At 67.4% G+C, this 15,422-nt stretch carries 12 protein-coding genes; 5 read left to right on the plus strand and 7 right to left on the minus strand.

Annotated elements, in window-relative coordinates:
* Positions 1-17: 17 nt before the first annotated feature.
* From QPK29_RS14750 to QPK29_RS14765, 4 genes are all read right to left on the minus strand, one after another.
* A complete protein-coding gene (locus tag QPK29_RS14750) occupies positions 18-779 on the minus strand; it encodes an ABC transporter ATP-binding protein (protein WP_160408555.1) in 762 nt (253 codons plus the stop codon).
* 1 nt (position 780) lies between these two features.
* Complete coding sequence (locus QPK29_RS14755) at positions 781-1,974, minus strand: substrate-binding domain-containing protein (protein WP_160408557.1); 1,194 nt, start codon at positions 1,972-1,974, stop codon at positions 781-783.
* A gap of 16 nt (positions 1,975-1,990) precedes the next feature.
* On the minus strand, positions 1,991-2,866 hold the full coding sequence (locus tag QPK29_RS14760; protein ID WP_056127708.1) for an alpha/beta fold hydrolase: 876 nt from the start codon (positions 2,864-2,866) through the stop codon (positions 1,991-1,993).
* 92 nt (positions 2,867-2,958) lie between these two features.
* A complete protein-coding gene (locus QPK29_RS14765; protein WP_371769948.1) occupies positions 2,959-5,253 on the minus strand; it encodes a TonB-dependent receptor in 2,295 nt (764 codons plus the stop codon).
* A 343-nt stretch (positions 5,254-5,596) separates the two neighbouring features.
* Here QPK29_RS14765 and QPK29_RS14770 point away from each other — a divergent pair, with 343 nt between their 5' ends.
* Both QPK29_RS14770 and QPK29_RS14775 read left to right on the plus strand, forming a co-directional pair.
* Positions 5,597-6,517 carry a LysR family transcriptional regulator gene (locus QPK29_RS14770; protein ID WP_056127713.1) on the plus strand — a complete coding sequence of 307 codons (921 nt, stop codon included), beginning with the start codon at positions 5,597-5,599 and terminating at the stop codon, positions 6,515-6,517.
* Positions 6,514-7,137 carry a GNAT family N-acetyltransferase gene (locus tag QPK29_RS14775; protein WP_371769947.1) on the plus strand — a complete coding sequence of 208 codons (624 nt, stop codon included), beginning with the start codon at positions 6,514-6,516 and terminating at the stop codon, positions 7,135-7,137. The genes QPK29_RS14770 and QPK29_RS14775 overlap by 4 nt, the downstream gene beginning before the upstream one ends.
* 4 nt (positions 7,138-7,141) lie before the next feature.
* On the opposite strand, the gene QPK29_RS14780 is transcribed toward QPK29_RS14775, so the two are convergent.
* Positions 7,142-9,472: an FdhF/YdeP family oxidoreductase gene (locus QPK29_RS14780; RefSeq protein ID WP_371769946.1), complete on the minus strand. Its 2,331-nt coding sequence runs from the start codon at positions 9,470-9,472 to the stop codon at positions 7,142-7,144.
* A gap of 135 nt (positions 9,473-9,607) precedes the next feature.
* Between QPK29_RS14780 and QPK29_RS14785 the strand changes: the two genes are divergently transcribed.
* Entirely contained in the window at positions 9,608-11,017 is a 1,410-nt protein-coding gene (locus QPK29_RS14785; RefSeq protein WP_371769945.1) for an aminotransferase-like domain-containing protein, read from the plus strand.
* Positions 11,018-11,041: 24 nt separating this feature from the next.
* Here QPK29_RS14785 and QPK29_RS14790 read toward each other — a convergent pair whose 3' ends face one another.
* On the minus strand, positions 11,042-12,184 hold the full coding sequence (locus QPK29_RS14790) for a GNAT family N-acetyltransferase (RefSeq protein ID WP_371769944.1): 1,143 nt from the start codon (positions 12,182-12,184) through the stop codon (positions 11,042-11,044).
* A gap of 27 nt (positions 12,185-12,211) precedes the next feature.
* Here QPK29_RS14790 and QPK29_RS14795 point away from each other — a divergent pair, with 27 nt between their 5' ends.
* Both QPK29_RS14795 and QPK29_RS14800 read left to right on the plus strand, forming a co-directional pair.
* Positions 12,212-14,266 (plus strand): NAD(+) synthase, encoded by a 2,055-nt coding sequence (locus QPK29_RS14795; protein ID WP_371769943.1) that lies wholly within the window; start codon positions 12,212-12,214, stop codon positions 14,264-14,266.
* Between the two features lie 43 nt (positions 14,267-14,309).
* A complete protein-coding gene (locus QPK29_RS14800; RefSeq protein WP_036236923.1) occupies positions 14,310-14,648 on the plus strand; it encodes a P-II family nitrogen regulator in 339 nt (112 codons plus the stop codon).
* A 116-nt stretch (positions 14,649-14,764) separates the two neighbouring features.
* Here QPK29_RS14800 and QPK29_RS14805 read toward each other — a convergent pair whose 3' ends face one another.
* The gene (locus QPK29_RS14805; RefSeq protein WP_056127730.1) at positions 14,765-15,370 is read right to left on the minus strand and encodes a trimeric intracellular cation channel family protein; all 606 of its coding nucleotides are present in this window, start codon (positions 15,368-15,370) and stop codon (positions 14,765-14,767) included.
* Positions 15,371-15,422: the final 52 nt, after the last annotated feature.

The following is a 15,422-nucleotide window of genomic DNA, read 5'->3' on the forward strand; positions in this document are numbered from 1 at the left end:
GTGTCGTTCTCAGCGTGTCATGCGGGTTCGGGGGTGCCAAGATAGGCCTCCTGCACGATTTTCGATTGCATCACCTCGGCCGGCTGGCCGTCCGCCACCAGCGTGCCGTTGTGCAGCACGACGATGCGGTCGGCAAGTTGTCGCACGACGTCCATCTTGTGCTCGACGAGCAGGACGGTCCGGTTGCGCTCGGCCTTGACCTGGTGGATCAGGTCGAGCACGACCGGCACCTCGTCCACGCTCATGCCGGCCGTGGGTTCGTCGAACATCAGGATGGAAGGTTCCAGCGCGAGCAGGATCGCCACCTCCAGCTTGCGCTGGTCGCCGTGCGACAGCGTGCCGACGAGGGAGGCGCGCTTGCCGCTCATCGATACGCGTTCGAGGTAGTGTTCGGCGCGCTGGATGACTTCCTTGTGGCCGAACCACAGCGACAGCATGCTCATGCCGATGCCGGCGCGGCTTTGCACGGCCAGCCGCACGTTCTCCAGCACCGTCAAATGCGGGAACAGGTTCGTCAGCTGGAACGCGCGGCCCACGCCCAGGCGCGTGCGGCGCGCGGGGCCGAGCCGCGTGACGTCCTGGCCGCCCACGAACACGCTGCCGGACGTCGCCGGCAGCTGGCCCGAGACGAGGTTGAAGTACGTCGTCTTGCCGGCGCCGTTCGGGCCCACGATCACGGTCAGCGTGCCCGGGTAGAACTCGGCCGTCACCGCGTTGACGGCCACGTGGCCGCCGAAGCGGATGGTCAAATCGCGCGTGGCGAGCGAAGGCGCGGTCATGTCAGCGTTTGTTCCGCACGGGCAGCGGCAGCTCGCTGGCCGGGATTTCGCGTACCAGTTCCAGCAGGTCCCATTCGTTCTTCTGGTCCTTCTTGATGCGGAAATGGTACATCGGCTGCAGCGCCTGGTGGTCTTCCTTGCGGAACGTCATCAACCCCTTCGGCGTCTCGAACGACATGCCTTCCATCGCCGCCGCCATCTGGTCGCCGTTCCCGGACGGGACTTTCTGCAGCGCCGCGACGACGGCCGCCGCCGCCGCCATGCCGCCCGCCGTGAACATGTCGGGCGGAGCCTTGTAGCGCTTCGTGTGCTCGGCCACGAGCCAGTCGTTCATCTTGTTCTTCGGGAAGCCGTAGTAGTAATTGATGGTGCCTTCCGTGCCGGCGTAGGCCTTCCAGGTCTTCATCACGGGCAGGATGTTGCCGCCCGGGGCCAGCGAGATGCCGTAGCGTTCCGGCTTCATGTCCGCGATCTTGTTCATCGGGTTCGGACCGGCCCAGACGATCGCCAGCACGCGCGGCTGCGGCTTGTCCTTCAGCGCGTCGAACAGGCGCTGCGTGGGCGCGGTAAAGTCCGTCGCGGCGGCCGGCGCGTATTCCTCGTGCACGACGTTCGCCTTGCTGCCCGTGGCGGCCAACGCTTCCTTGCCGGCCTTGATGGCGTCGCGGCCGAACGCGTAATCCTGCGCGAGGAACGCGACGCTGCCGTTCTTCAGCGTCGACGCGGCGGCCAGCGCGTCCTGCATCGAATTGCGCGCGGTGCGGAAGATGTACTTGTTCCACTTGGCGCCCGTGATCTCGTCGGCCACGGCCGGTTCGACGATCAGCACCTTCTTGTACTCCTTCGCGACGGGCAGCATCGCGAGCGCGGCGCCGGACGACGTCGTGCCGACGGCGATGTCGGCCTTGTCGTCGCCATAGGCTTCCGCCAGCAGGGTGCGCGAGAGGTCGGGCTTGCCCTGGTCGTCCTTGACGATGACCTTCAGCTTGCGGCCGTTGATTTCCATCTTGCCGCCCGTGAGGTATTCGAGGCCCAGCATGAAGCCGGTCTCCGTTTCCTTGGCATAGGATTCCAGCTGGCCCGTCTTGCCGGCGATGAGGGCGACTTTCAGGTCGGGGGCGGCCAGCGCGGCGCCGGTCGCCGTCATGGCGAAGGCGGCGAACAGGGCCAGGGGAAGGGGTTTAATGTGTTTCATGTCGTCTCCTTGATTGTTAGGGCACGTTCGCCAGGAACTTGAGGATCGCGTCCAGCGCGACCGGTTCCGTCAGCATCGGCGCATGGCCCACGTTCGGGACTTCGACGCAGGTCATGTCTGGCGCCGCGCGCCGCATCCACGCGGCCTGGCGTTCTTCGAGCAGGTCCGACAGCGTGCCGCGCACGAGCAATACGGGACGTTCCTGCGTAAGCTTGCGGAACGCCATCCGCAGCGGCAGCGACGTCGGCCTGAGTTTACCGGTTTGCAGCGCGATCGCGATATTCGGGTCGTAGCGTGGCGCCAGCCGGCCGGCGGCGTCCGGGGCGAAGGCGCGGCGCGCCCATTTGTCCCAGTCGGCATCGACGTTGTCCGGGAAGGCGCACGCGTTGATGTCGCGGACGTAGCCGGCGGCGGCGGCCCACGAATCCACGGCGGCCGTCCGGCCCGTGTAGCCTGCGATGCGCGCGAGGCCTTTTTCCGAGATCACGGGGCCGATGTCGTTGATCACCGCGGCGGCGATCAGGTCGATGTGCTTCGCGGCCAGGGTCATCGTGATCAGGCCGCCCATCGACGTGCCGACGAACACGGCGCGCGGGATGTGCAGGTCCGCCATGAACCGGGCGACGTCCCCAGCGTACACGCTCGGCGTGTAGTTGTCGGGATTCGGATCGCGCTGCGACTCGCCGCGGCCGCGCACGTCCAGCGCCAGCACGCGCCGGCCCTGGCGGGCCACGATCGGCGCGAACTCGTCGAAGTCGGAGGCGTTGCGCGTCAGTCCGTGGATGCAGATCACGGGCAGGCGCCCCGTCGCGCCGGCGTCCGCGGGGTAGTCCCGCGCATGCAGCGCGAGGCCGTCGTTGCTCGTATAGCGGATGGAGGTGTAGTTGGCCACGCTGGCGATATCCTGTCGTTCGATGTTCGGTAGTGCGGCGGATGCCGGTGTGGGGCGCGTGGCCGGGCGAACCGGCCACGCGGTGAGGCGGGTCAGAAGCGGTACTCGATCGTCCCCTGCACGGTGCGCGGCGCACCGTAGAAGGCCGTCAGCGTGCCTTCGTTGCCCAACGTCGGGAACAGATAGCCCGCCGTCTTGTAGTGCACGTCAGACAGGTTCTTGCCGTGCAGGCCGGCGCGGATCTTGCCGTCGGCGCGCGTCCAGACGATGCTGGCGTCGTACAGCTTGTACGCGTCCTGGTCGATGACGGACGGTGTCTCGAACTGGTACGTCTGGCCGCGGTACGACGCGCTGCCGATCAGCGACAGGCGGCCGTCGTAGCCCGCCAGCGGCATCGGCACCTCGTAGGTGGCGCGCAGGTTCGCCGAGTTGCGCGGCGTGTTCTGGAAGTGGCGCTGGTCGGCCACGTTCACGCCCGCCACGATGTACTCGTTGTACTTGGCGTCGATGTAGCTGTACATGCCGGACAGCGAGAATTCCTTCGTCAGGTGGGCCACGGCCTCGAATTCGAAGCCCTTGATCTTGGCCTTGCCCGCGTTGGTCGTGAGGCCCGCGAAGCTGTCGTCCTTGCCGTCGCCGTTCGTGTCGATGGCCACCGAGCCCGGGATCTGCACGTCCTTGTAGTCGCTGTAGAACACGGCCGTGTTGGTCGTGATGCGGCCGCCGTTGAACGAGGATTTCAGGCCCAGTTCATAGGTGCCAATCGTCTCGGGCTTGTAGCCGGCCCGGGCCTGCGCCTGCGAGATCTTCGTGCCGACCACGTTCGTGCGCGGATCGAAGCCGCCGCCCTTGAAGCCCTTCGAATACGACGCGTACACGTTCTGCGACGGCGTCGCCTTCCAGCTCAGGGCGATGCGCGGCGTGAACTTCTTGTCCTCGCGCGACAGGTCGCGCAGGTCGGTGTCGGTGCGGAACAGCAGTGCGCCCGGGTTGCCCATTTCCGGCGTGCCTTTCAGGCCCAGGTAGATCTGGCGGTAGATGTCGGCGTCGCGCTTGTCCACCGTGTAGCGGCCGCCCAGCGACAGCTGCAGCGCGTCGGTCAGGTTGTAGCTGCCGTCGGCGTATGCGGCCCAGGCCTTCGTGTCGATGCTGCCGCTCGTGAAGGTGCTGGTCGGGACGGCGCCCGCGAGGATCGTGTCGAACTTGTTGTAGGCGTTCGCGTCGATGTAGTAGACGCCTGCCGTGCCCTGGATCTTCGGACCGGTGTAGGTCAGGTTGAACTCCTGGCTGAACTGGCGGTTCGTGTACAGCGCCGGCACTTCCATGTCGATGACGGGCAGCGAATCGAAGTCGATCGGCGCCCACGATTTGTCCTGGCGCTGCGCGGTGATCGACTTGAACGTCAGCTCGGGCGACACGTTCCACTCGACGGTGGCGGCGACGCCGTGCTGGCGCACCGACTGCTTGTGGCCGAGGGCCGTCAGCATCTCCGCATTCGAGTCGTACACGTTCGACAGGATCGGCGCGCCGCTCGTGCGGCCGGCGATGAGGCGGTGGCCGTTCTTCGGATGCGAGTCGTCCTGCGTGATGTCGCCCGCGAGGCGGATGAACAGGTCTTGTGTCGGCGTCCATTCGGCCGACAGGCGTGCGGCCTTCAGGTCCTTGTCGTAGTTCGGCGAGCCGTCGAACAGGTTCGTGCCGTAGCCGCCGTGCTTGAATCGTGCGACCGTGCCGCCCACGCGCAGCTGCTCGTTGACGGGCGTGCTGGCCGTGATGACCGCGTCGCGTTCCTGGTAGTTGCCCAGGGTGCCGCGCAGGCGCACGTCCGTCCGCGGGGCCAGCTTGCGGGTGACGTACTTGACGGCGCCGCCGATGGTGTTGCGGCCGTACAGCGTGCCCTGCGGGCCGCGCAGCACCTCGATGCGCTCGACGTCGTAGATGTCGGCCACGGCGCCCTGCGGACGGGCGAGATACACGTCGTCCAGGTAGATGCCGACGCCGGATTCGAAGCCGGCCAGCGGGTCGGCCTGGCCCACGCCCCGGATGAACGCGGTGAGGGTCGAGTTGGTGGCGCGCGACGCCTTCAGGGTGGTGTTCGGCAGCGCCGTCGCCAGGGCGACGACGTCCGGGACGGCCTGCTTGGAGAGCTGGTCGGCGCTGAACGCAGTGACGGACACCGGGACATCCTGCAGCGTTTCCTCGCGCCGGCGTGCGGTGACGACGACTTTCTCGATCGTGCCTTCCGGTGCAGTGACGACACTGCCGGCGGCACCGCTGGCGGCACCCGACTCCTGGGCGTGCGCGGCGCCGGCGGCACCGCCGGACAAGACGAGCAGGGCGGCAGCCGAGCGCTGGATCAGCTGCTGTTTTTTCTTGCTAAGACGCATTGAGGTCTCCTGATTTTGTTGTGGTGTCATGCGTTCAGTCTTCGCATGCATCACAGTGTGCCTCGGATGAATTTGGCTGAAAAGACAACGCCGCGCCCACAGGGTGTGCATTTATGCACAACGCCGCGGGACGTCCCGCGAGGGGCGGCGCCAGAGGGCGCGGCGTGTCGCAACGTCCGGAAAGCGGGTTTGCTGTGCATACACAAGCGCTGTTCCGAAAACGTTGCAGCGGCAATGTGCACTGGTGCACAATATGTCACCTTGATATCAAACAACGGTTCCCGAAAAAGCCGCAGCGAATGGCGATCCCATGCGTGACGGATCGGGGAACGGGGAGACAGACATGCACAGCCTGCCGGAATGGACGGACTTGCGGTTTTTCCTGGAGCTGGCGCGCGCCGGCACCCTGTCCGGGGCGTCGCGCCGCCTGGACGTGGAGCACACGACGGTGGCGCGCCGCATCGACCGCCTCGAGCAGCAGCTGGGCACGACCCTGTTCGACCGGTCGCGCGAGGGCTACGAGCTGACGGAGATGGGCCAGGCCCTGCTGCCGCACGCCGAGGCGATGGAGGGCGCGGCGCTCGCGGCCACCGAGCAGCTGGGCGGCGCGGAGGTGGCGGCGGCCGGCGTCGTGCGGCTGGGCGTGCCGGAGGTGTTCGGCACGCGTGTCGTCGCGCCGTTGCTCGTGAAGCTGTTCGAAGATCACCCCGACCTGTCGATCGACCTGCTGGCGCTGCCGCGCTTCGCCAACCTCGCCAACCGCGAGGCCGACCTCGGCGTCATGCTCGACCCGCCGTCGACGGGGCGCTACATGGTCACGCGGCTCGCCTCCTTCCGATTTTATTTGTACGCGGCGCCGACCTACCTGGCGAAGCACCCGCCGATCCGCACGCACGCGGACCTGGAACGCCACGACTTCGTCGACTATGTGCAGGACCGCCTCGCGAGCCGCGAGCTGTCGTACCTGAACGAGCTCGGATTCACGCCGCGCCGCCGGCTGTGCTGCTCGGGCATGACGGCCCAGATCGAGGCCGCGTCGCTGGGCATGGGCCTCATGATGGCGCCGCCGTACGCCGTGCCGGACGACGGCCGCCTCGTGCCCGTGCTGCCGGGCTTTTATGCCGAGCGCTCGTTCTGGCTCGCGGCGCCGACGGACCTGTACCGGCTGCGCCGCGTGAAAGTCGTGTGGGACCTGCTGCGCGACCTGGCCGACAACAATCCGAAGCTGTGGTGGCATAACGGCGACATGGGGAAGGCGGCATGATCCGTGACTACGTCGAGGCCGACCGCGCCGCCGTCAACGCCGTCGCGCTGGCCGCGTTCGCGCAGTATGCGGGCGATTACGAGGACTGGCCCACGTTCAGCGCGGGCATAGCCCGGATGGCCGACCTGGCCGCGGACGGCGACCTGCTCGTGGCGGAGCGTGGCGGCGTTGTCGCGGGGGCCGTCGTGCACGTGGGGCCGGGACGGCCGCGCAGCGCGATCTTTCCGGACGACTGGTCGGTGATCCGTATGCTGGTCGTCGACCCGGCGGCGCGCGGCGGCGGCATCGGCCGCGCGCTCGTCGCGGCCACGCTCGAACGGGCGCAGCGTGCGGGGGCGCCGGCCGTCGGGTTGCACACGAGTCCCATCATGGCGACCGCGTTGCGGTTGTACGAGTCGATCGGCTTCGTGCGCGAGCACGACCTGCCGCCCAACCGCGGGGTGCCGTATGCGCGCTATACGTTGCCGGCAGCGGGCATTTCCGCCGCGCTGGGACGCCTCGCCGCGCCAGGAACGCCAGTCAGCAGCATTAAGAATGTCGTCCCCGCGCAGGCGGGGGCCCAAGTTGTACGCGCTGCCGAGGTGCAAGCAGAACTTGGATTCCCGCCTGCGCGGGAATGACGGTTCAGGTGTTCGCAGCCTTGACGAGATCCTGGCCCGCAGGGTGCAGCAGCACCGGAATGGACTTCGATGTCGGCGTGCCCGCGCCCACGGCCACGCTGTCCAGCGGGACGAGCGGATTCGTCTCCGGATAGTAGGCGCCGACGCAGCCGCGCGGGATGTCGTATTCGACGAGCAGGAAGCCGTCCGCGCGGCGTTCGATGCCGTCGTCCCACACGCTCGTGATGTCGACCTTGTCGCCCGCCTTCAGGCCGAGCATCGCAAGATCGTCGCGATGGATGAACACGACGCGACGCATGCCGAACACGCCGCGGTAGCGGTCGTCCAGGCCGTAGACGGTCGTGTTGTACTGGTCGTGCGAGCGGGTCGTCATCATGGTCAGCAGGCGCTCGCCGTGGATGGCGCGGGCGCGGTGGATCGCCGTGTCGCGGTCGATCGCGTTGACGACGAACTGCGCCCGCGCACTCGGCGTCGCCCACGTGCGCTCGCGCGACGCCACGCGCAGGTGGAAGCCGCCCGGCCTGGCCACGCGCGCGTTGTAGTCGTAGAAGTCGTCGAACACCTTCTCGATGTCGTCGCGGATCAGCGCATAGTTCGCGGCGCGCGCCAGCCAGTCCACCTTGCCGCTTCCCAGCGTGGCGTGGGCCATGCGCGCGACGATGGCGATTTCGGACAGCAGGTTGGGCGACGCGGGGCGGTTGATGCCGTACGAGATGTGCACCATGCTCATCGAGTCTTCCACCGTCACGCCCTGCGCGACGCCGTCCTGCAGGTCGATCTCCGTGCGGCCCAGCGTGGGCAGGATCAGCGCGTCGCGGCCGTGCACGAGGTGGCTGCGGTTCAGCTTCGTCGACACCTGCACCGTCAGCGCGCACTGGCGCAGGCCGGCCCACGTGAGCGGGGTGTCGGGCGTGGCGGCCGCGAAGTTGCCGCCCAGGCCGACGAACACGTTCACGCGGCCGTCCACCATGCCGCGGATCGTGGCCACGACGTCGAGCCCGTGGTGGCGCGGCGGCGCGAAGTCGAACACCTGGCCCAGGCGGTCGAGGAAGGCGGGCGTGGGGCGTTCCTCGATGCCGACCGTGCGGTCGCCCTGCACGTTCGAGTGGCCGCGCACGGGGCACAGGCCGGCGCCGCGGCGGCCGATCTGCCCGCGCATCATCATCAGGTTCGACAGCATCTGCACGGCCGCCACCGATTGCTTGTGCTGGGTCAGGCCCATGCCCCAGCACGCGATCACGCGGTCGGCGCTCGCGTACAGCCGCGCCAGGCGTTCGATGTCGGCGCGCGGCACGCCCGATTCCACCAGCAGCATGCCCCAGTCCTCGGCGCGCAGGTCGGCCGCGAACGCGGCGAAGCCGGTCGTGTGGGCATCGATGAACGCCGTGTCGAGCACGCGCGGGGCGCCGCCGGCCTGGGCGTCGTCGTCCAGTTCCAGCACGCGCTTGGCCACGGCCTTGATGAGGGCCAGGTCGCCGGACACGCGCGGGCGCACGAACATGGAGCTGATCGGCGTGCTGGCATTGGTGAGCATCTCGGCCGGGCTTTGCGGATCCTGGAAGCGTTCCAGGCCGCGCTCCTTCAGCGGGTTGATCGACACGATGGCGGCGCCCCGTTTCGCGCACTCGCGCAAGAGGCCCATCATGCGCGGATGGTTCGTGGCCGGGTTCTGGCCGAAGATCAGGATGGCGTCGGCCTCGTCGAAATCGTCCAGCGTGACGGTGCCCTTGCCGATACCCACCGTGCCGGGCAGGCCGCGGCTCGTCGCCTCGTGGCACATGTTGGAACAGTCGGGGAAGTTGTTGGTGCCGACCATGCGCGCGAACAGCTGGTACAGGAACGCGGCTTCGTTGCTGGCGCGGCCGGACGTGTAGAACGCGGCGCGGTCGGGATCGTCCAGTGCGTTCAGGTGGCGTGCGATCAGGGCGAACGCGTCGTCCCACGCGATGGGCGTGTATTTGTCGGTGGCGCGGTCGTACACCATCGGGTCCGTCAGGCGGCCGTGCTGTTCCAGTTCGAAGTCGCTTTGCGCCATCAGTTCCGTCACCGTGTGCCGTGCGAAGAACTCGGGCGGGACGCGCTTGCTCGTCGCCTCCGCCGCCACGGCCTTGACGCCGTTCTCGCAGAATTCGAACGTCGACGTATGGACGCGGTCGGGCCACGCGCAGCCGGGGCAGTCGAAGCCGTCCGGCTGGTTCTGCGCGAGCAGCGTCCCGATGCTGTTCCTGCCCACGCGTTCGCGGACCAGGTTCAGCGCCACGTATTTCAGCGCGCCCCAGCCGCCGGCGGGATTGGGATACGGGGCGATGCGCCCTCCGGTGTCGTTCTCGGCCATGCTTGCCTCTCCATTTGCGATGGCAACAGTGTCATGGATGAGCCTTGCACTGTGCAGATACAGTTGCGCAGCTGCGGAAGGAGTACAGTTGGCCCCCCGCTGCTGCAACTGTACCGCTGCGCTATACTCGTCCGCATGAAGCTCTACGAGTCCCTCGCCGCCGAAGTTGAAGGCCAGGTCGCGCGCGGCGTGCTGCTGGAAGGGGAACGGCTGCCCTCCGTGCGCCAGGCCAGCCAGCGCCGCAAGCTGAGCATCAGCACGGTGCTGCGCGCGTACTCGCTGCTGGAGAGCCGGGGCGTCATCGAGAGCCGGCCGCAATCCGGCTTCTTCGTGCGCGCCCGGCCGCGCGTCTCGCCTCGTGCCGCCGAGCCGGCGCCCGCCCTGACGCTGTCGTCGGAAGTGGACGTGAGCCGGCTCGTGCTGTCCACGTTGCGCACGATCCGCACGCAGGGCGCGGCGCCGCTCGGTTCGCCGTACCCGGATCCGGCCGCCTTCCCGGCGGCGCGCATCAGCCGGTACGCCAACGCGATCGCGCGCAGCCGCCCCGTCAGCGTGCTGGACGACCTGCCGCCGGGGAATCCGCAACTGATCCGCCAGATCGCGCGCCGCTACATGGAACACGGGGTCGCCGTCGATCCGGCCGAGATCATCGTCACCGTCGGCGCCACCGAGGCCATCAACCTGTGCCTGCAGGCCGTCGCCAGGCCGGGCGATACCATCGCCGTCGAGTCGCCGACGTTCTACGCGATGCTGCACGCGATCGAGCGCATGGGCATGCGCGCGCTCGAGGTGCCGACCGACCGGCGCACCGGTATCGATGTCGACGCGCTGCGCACGATCCTGGCCAGCCAGCGCGTGGCCGCGGTGATGGTGATGCCGAACTTCCAGAATCCCCTCGGCTTCCTCATGCCGGACGGGCGCAAGCGCGAACTCGTGGCGCTGCTCGCGGAGCACGGCATCCCCGCGATCGAGAACTGCGTCTACGATGAGCTGTATTACGGCGACAGCCACCCGTGCCCCCTCAAGACATGGGACACGCGCGGCCTCGTGCTGCACTGCGCGTCGTTCTCGAAGAGCCTGACGTCGAACTACCGCATCGGCTGGGCGCTGGCGGGACGCTACGCGGCCCAGGTGGAAAAGCTGAAATTCCTGAATACGCTCAGCACGCCGTCGCTGCCGCAGCTGGCGATCGCGGACTACCTGCAGCACGACGGCTTCGACCGCCACCTGCGCCAGGTGCGCAAGGGATATGCGCAGCGCGCGCGGATGATGGCGGCCGCCGTGCTGCGCTTCTTCCCGGCCGGCACCCGCGTCTCGGAACCGCAGGGCGGCTACGTGCTGTGGGTGGAACTGGCGGGCGGCGTCGATGCGATGCGGCTGTACGCTCGCGCCCTCGAGCACGGGATCACCGTCGGCCCCGGCCACATGTTTTCGGCGCGCGGCAGCTGGACGCACTGCATCCGCCTCAACTACAGCTACCCGTGGACCCAGGCGACCGAGGACGCGCTGCGTACGCTGGGCCGACTCGTCGCGGAGCTCGCATGAACAAGGGCGGTCTCGTCGCGGCCGTCACGATCCTGTACGGAACGGATTCCGGTCGTTGAGTTCATCGATGTAATCGTCGATGCCGCCGGCCTCCCGTTCCAGGAAGCGCGCGACGGCGTCAAGGAACGATGGATGGGCGAGCCAGTGCGCGGACCACGTCCGCGTCGGCAGGAACCCGCGCGCCATCTTGTGCTCGCCCTGCGCGCCGCCTTCGAACACCAGGATGCCCTGTTCGATGCAGAATTCCAGCGGCTGGTAATAGGCCGTCTCGAAGTGCAGGCAGGGCACGTGTTCCAGCGCCCCCCAGTAGCGGCCGTACAAGGTGGTCTTGTCGTGCACGACGAGCGACGCCGCGATCGGGTGGCCGTCCCGCTCCGCGATCACGAGCAGCAGGTTGTCCTGCATCGTCTTGCCGATGCGGCGGAAGAAGTCCAGGTTCAGATAGGGCTTCGAGAAGTGTTCCGAGTAGGTGTTGCGGTAGCAGCGCGCGAAGAAACGCCATTCCTCGTCGGTGATGTCCGGACCGCGCACGCGGCGCAACGTCACGCCCGCCTCGCGCACTTTTCTCCGCTCGGCGCGGATGTTCTTGCGCTTCTTTTGCTCGAGCGTCGCGAGGAACTCGTCGAACGTGGCGTAGCCCGCATTCATCCAGTGGAACTGCACGCCGCTGCGCAGCAGGAAGCCGGCATCGGCGAGCTGCTTCGCCTGCTCGTCCGGCGGGAACAGCACGTGCGTGGACGAGACCTCCGTCGCCTTTTGCGTTTTCACGAGCACGTCGACGAGCGCCGCCCGCGCGTCCGCGTCGCGCGCGAGCAGGCGCGGGCCGCTGACGGGCGTGAACGGGATCGCGGACAGCAGCTTCGGGTAATAGTCGAGCCCATGCTCCTGGTAGGCGTTGGCCCAGGCCCAGTCGAACACGTATTCGCCGTACGAATGGCCTTTCACGTACAGGGGCAGGGCGGCGGCCAGGCGCTCATCCTTGTCATACAGGGCGATGTATTGCGGCTGCCAGCCCGTCTCCGGCGTGGCGCTGCCGGATTCGTGCAGGGCGTGCAGGAAGGCAAAGGACAGGAAGGGGTTCGGGGCCTGCTGCTGGGCCACGAGGGTATCCCAGTCCGCCTGCCCGATCTCGGACAGAGAAGAAACGATATGCGTGCGATAATTCAAGATGACTTCCGTGAGCTGTTGAGACCTATGGATAAGCGATTCTTCAACCTGTACTCCCATGATTTCGCGCGCGTCGCCGTCGCCAGCCCGCGCTGCAAGGTGGCGGACCCCGCATTCAATGCGCAGGAAACGATCCGCCTTGCGCGTGAAGCCGCCGAGCATGGCGCCGTGCTGGCCGCCTTCCCCGAACTGGGGCTGTCGGCCTACACGTGCGACGATCTGTTCCACCAGCGCGCGCTGCTCGACGCCGTGCTGGACGCGCTGGCCGAGGTGGTCGCGGCCTCTAGCACGCTCCCGCTGGCCGTCGTCGTCGGCGCGCCGCTGCGCGTCAACCACGTGCTGTTCAACTGTGCCGTGGTCGTCGCCGGTGGCCGCATCCTGGGTGTGGTCCCGAAAAGCTACCTGCCCAATTATGGCGAATTTTATGAAAGTCGGCAGTTCAGTCCCGCGGACAACGCGGCCGTCGACCGGATCACCTTGCTGGGCCAGGACGTGCCGTTCGGTCCCGAACAGATCTTCGAGCTCGAGAACCAGCCGCTGTTCCGCTTCCACGTCGAGATCTGCGAAGACGTGTGGGTGCCGGTCCCGCCGTCCTCGTACGCCGCGCTGGCCGGCGCGACGGTGCTGGTGAACCTGTCGGCGTCGAACGTCGTCGTCGGGAAGAGCGGCTACCGGCACCAGCTCGTGTCGCAGCAGTCCGCGCGCTGCCTCGCCGCGTACCTGTACACGTCGGCGGGCCGCGGCGAATCGACGACGGACATGGCGTGGGACGGCCAGTCGCTGATCTACGAAAAGGGCGACAAGCTGGCCGAGTCCGAGCGCTTCCTGGCCGATTCGCACATCATCTTCGGCGACGTCGACCTGGAACGCCTGTCGGTCGACCGCATGCACACGACGACGTTCGCGCAATCCGTGCGCCGCCACGCGCACGAAGTCGAAAAATTCCGCGTGCAGACCTTCGCCGTGCCGCTGCCGATCGAGAAAGACCTGCCGCTGGCGCGCCTCGTCGAGCGCTTCCCGTACGTGCCGGCCGACGGCCGCCGCCGCGACGAGCGCTGCACGGAGGTCTACAACATCCAGGTGCAGGCGCTCGTGCAGCGGCTGCAGTCGTCCGGGCACCAGAAGGTCGTCATCGGCATCTCCGGCGGCCTCGACTCCACGCACGCGCTGCTTGTCTGCGCCAAGGCGCTGGACAAGCTGGGGCTCCCCCGCACGAACATCCTCGCGTACACGATGCCGGGCTTCGCGACGAGCGAGCGCACGCTGCGCCAGGCGCGCGAACTGATGCGCGTCGTCGGCTGCACGGCGCACGAGATCGACATCCGCCCCAGCTGCATCCAGATGCTGAAGGACCTCGGCCATCCGTATGCGGAAGGCGCCGAGCAGTACGACGTGACGTTCGAGAACGTGCAGGCGGGCGAGCGCACCAGCCACCTGTTCCGCCTCGCGAACCACCACCACGCGATCGTGATCGGCACGGGCGATTTGTCCGAACTGGCGCTGGGCTGGTGCACGTATGGCGTGGGCGACCACATGTCGCACTACAACGTCAACGCGAGCGTGCCGAAGACGCTCATTTCCCACCTCGTGCGCTGGGTCGCGGACACGAGGCAGATCGGCGACACGGGCTCCGACGTCCTGATCAACGTGCTGGAGACGGAAATCTCGCCGGAGCTGGTCCCGGGCAAGGTGGGGGAGGCGAACAAGCCGGCGCAGGTGACGGAAGATTTCATCGGGCCGTACGAGCTGCAGGACTTCAACCTGTACTACACCTTGCGCTACGGCTTCGGGCCGGCGAAAGTGGCGTTCCTGTCGTGGAGCGCGTGGCGCGACCGGACGATGGGCCCGTGGCCGGAGGGCGGTAACCCGGCGCGCAACCAGTACGACCTCGCGGCGATCAAGAAAAACCTCGGCATCTTCCTGTGGCGCTTCTTCAAGACGAGCCAGTTCAAGCGCTCATGCGTGCCGAACGGGCCGAAGGTCGGCAACGGCGGCTCGCTGTCCCCGCGCGGCGACTGGCGCGCGCCGAGCGACTCGGAAGCGACCGTGTGGATGGACCAGCTGGCGAGGATTCCGGACTGACGGGCGCCATGCGATAATCCCGGGAAATTCTTAGGAGATGAAGATGAAACAGATTACCTGCGTGATCAAGCCGTTCAAACTGGACGAAGTGCGCGAAGCGCTGGCCGAAGTGAACGTCACCGGCCTGACCGTCACGGAAGTGAAGGGCTTCGGCCGCCAGAAGGGCCACACGGAACTGTACCGCGGCGCCGAATACGTGGTCGATTTCCTGCCCAAGGTGAAGATCGAAGTGGTGGTCGACGATGCGCTGACCGAGCAGGTCGTGGATGCGATCATCAAGGCGGCGCGGACCGGCAAGATCGGCGACGGCAAGATCTTCGTGCAGGAAGTGGAGCAGGTGATTCGTATCCGTACGGGCGAGACGGGGCCGGACGCCGTATAACGTCGTCCCCGCGAAGGCGGGGACCCATACTGAAGCTCCGGCAATCGATGCAGTCATGCAGCGTTGGCCGTATTCTGAGGCTCCGCATGGATTCCCGCCTGCGCGGGAATGACGCACTAGCGCCCCACCCGCACATCGAACCTCCACGCCACCAGCCGGAACACGACGATGAACATCGCGCTGGACCACAGCGCGAAATCGTGCGGAAAGCCGTTCATCCCCAGCAGCAGGAACATCCAGTTGCCGAGGAACGCGCAGATCGCGTAGGGCTTGCCGTCCCTGAACACCATCGGCACTTCGTTGCAGACGATGTCGCGCATCACGCCGCCGAAGATCCCCGTGATCACGCCCATCATCGAGGCGATGAACAGCGGCATGTGCGCGTCCAGCGCGGACGACACGCCCGCCACCGAAAACAGCCCCAGGCCGACCGCGTCGGCGATGACGATCAGCCGTTCCGACACGATCTGGCGCAGCGTGCGGATCAGCGGCGTCGCGACGAGGGCCAGCACGAAGATCAGGATCGCGTACTCCTGGTGGATCACCCAGAACAGCGGCCGTTTATCGAGCAGGATGTCGCGCAGGGTGCCGCCGCCGAATGCGGCGATGAAGGCCACCGTGAACACCCCCACCACGTCCATGCGCTTTCTCCGCGCCTCGATGAATCCCGAGAACGCGCCCACCAGGATCGCAACGATTTCAATGACGGTGATGAGGTGCATGCGGGGGGCGATCGTCTCCATGTTGCTAGACTAGCATGCCGGCCCCGGCGGT

Source organism: Massilia orientalis (assembly GCF_030411975.2).
GTDB classification, from domain to species: domain Bacteria; phylum Pseudomonadota; class Gammaproteobacteria; order Burkholderiales; family Burkholderiaceae_D; genus Telluria; species Telluria orientalis.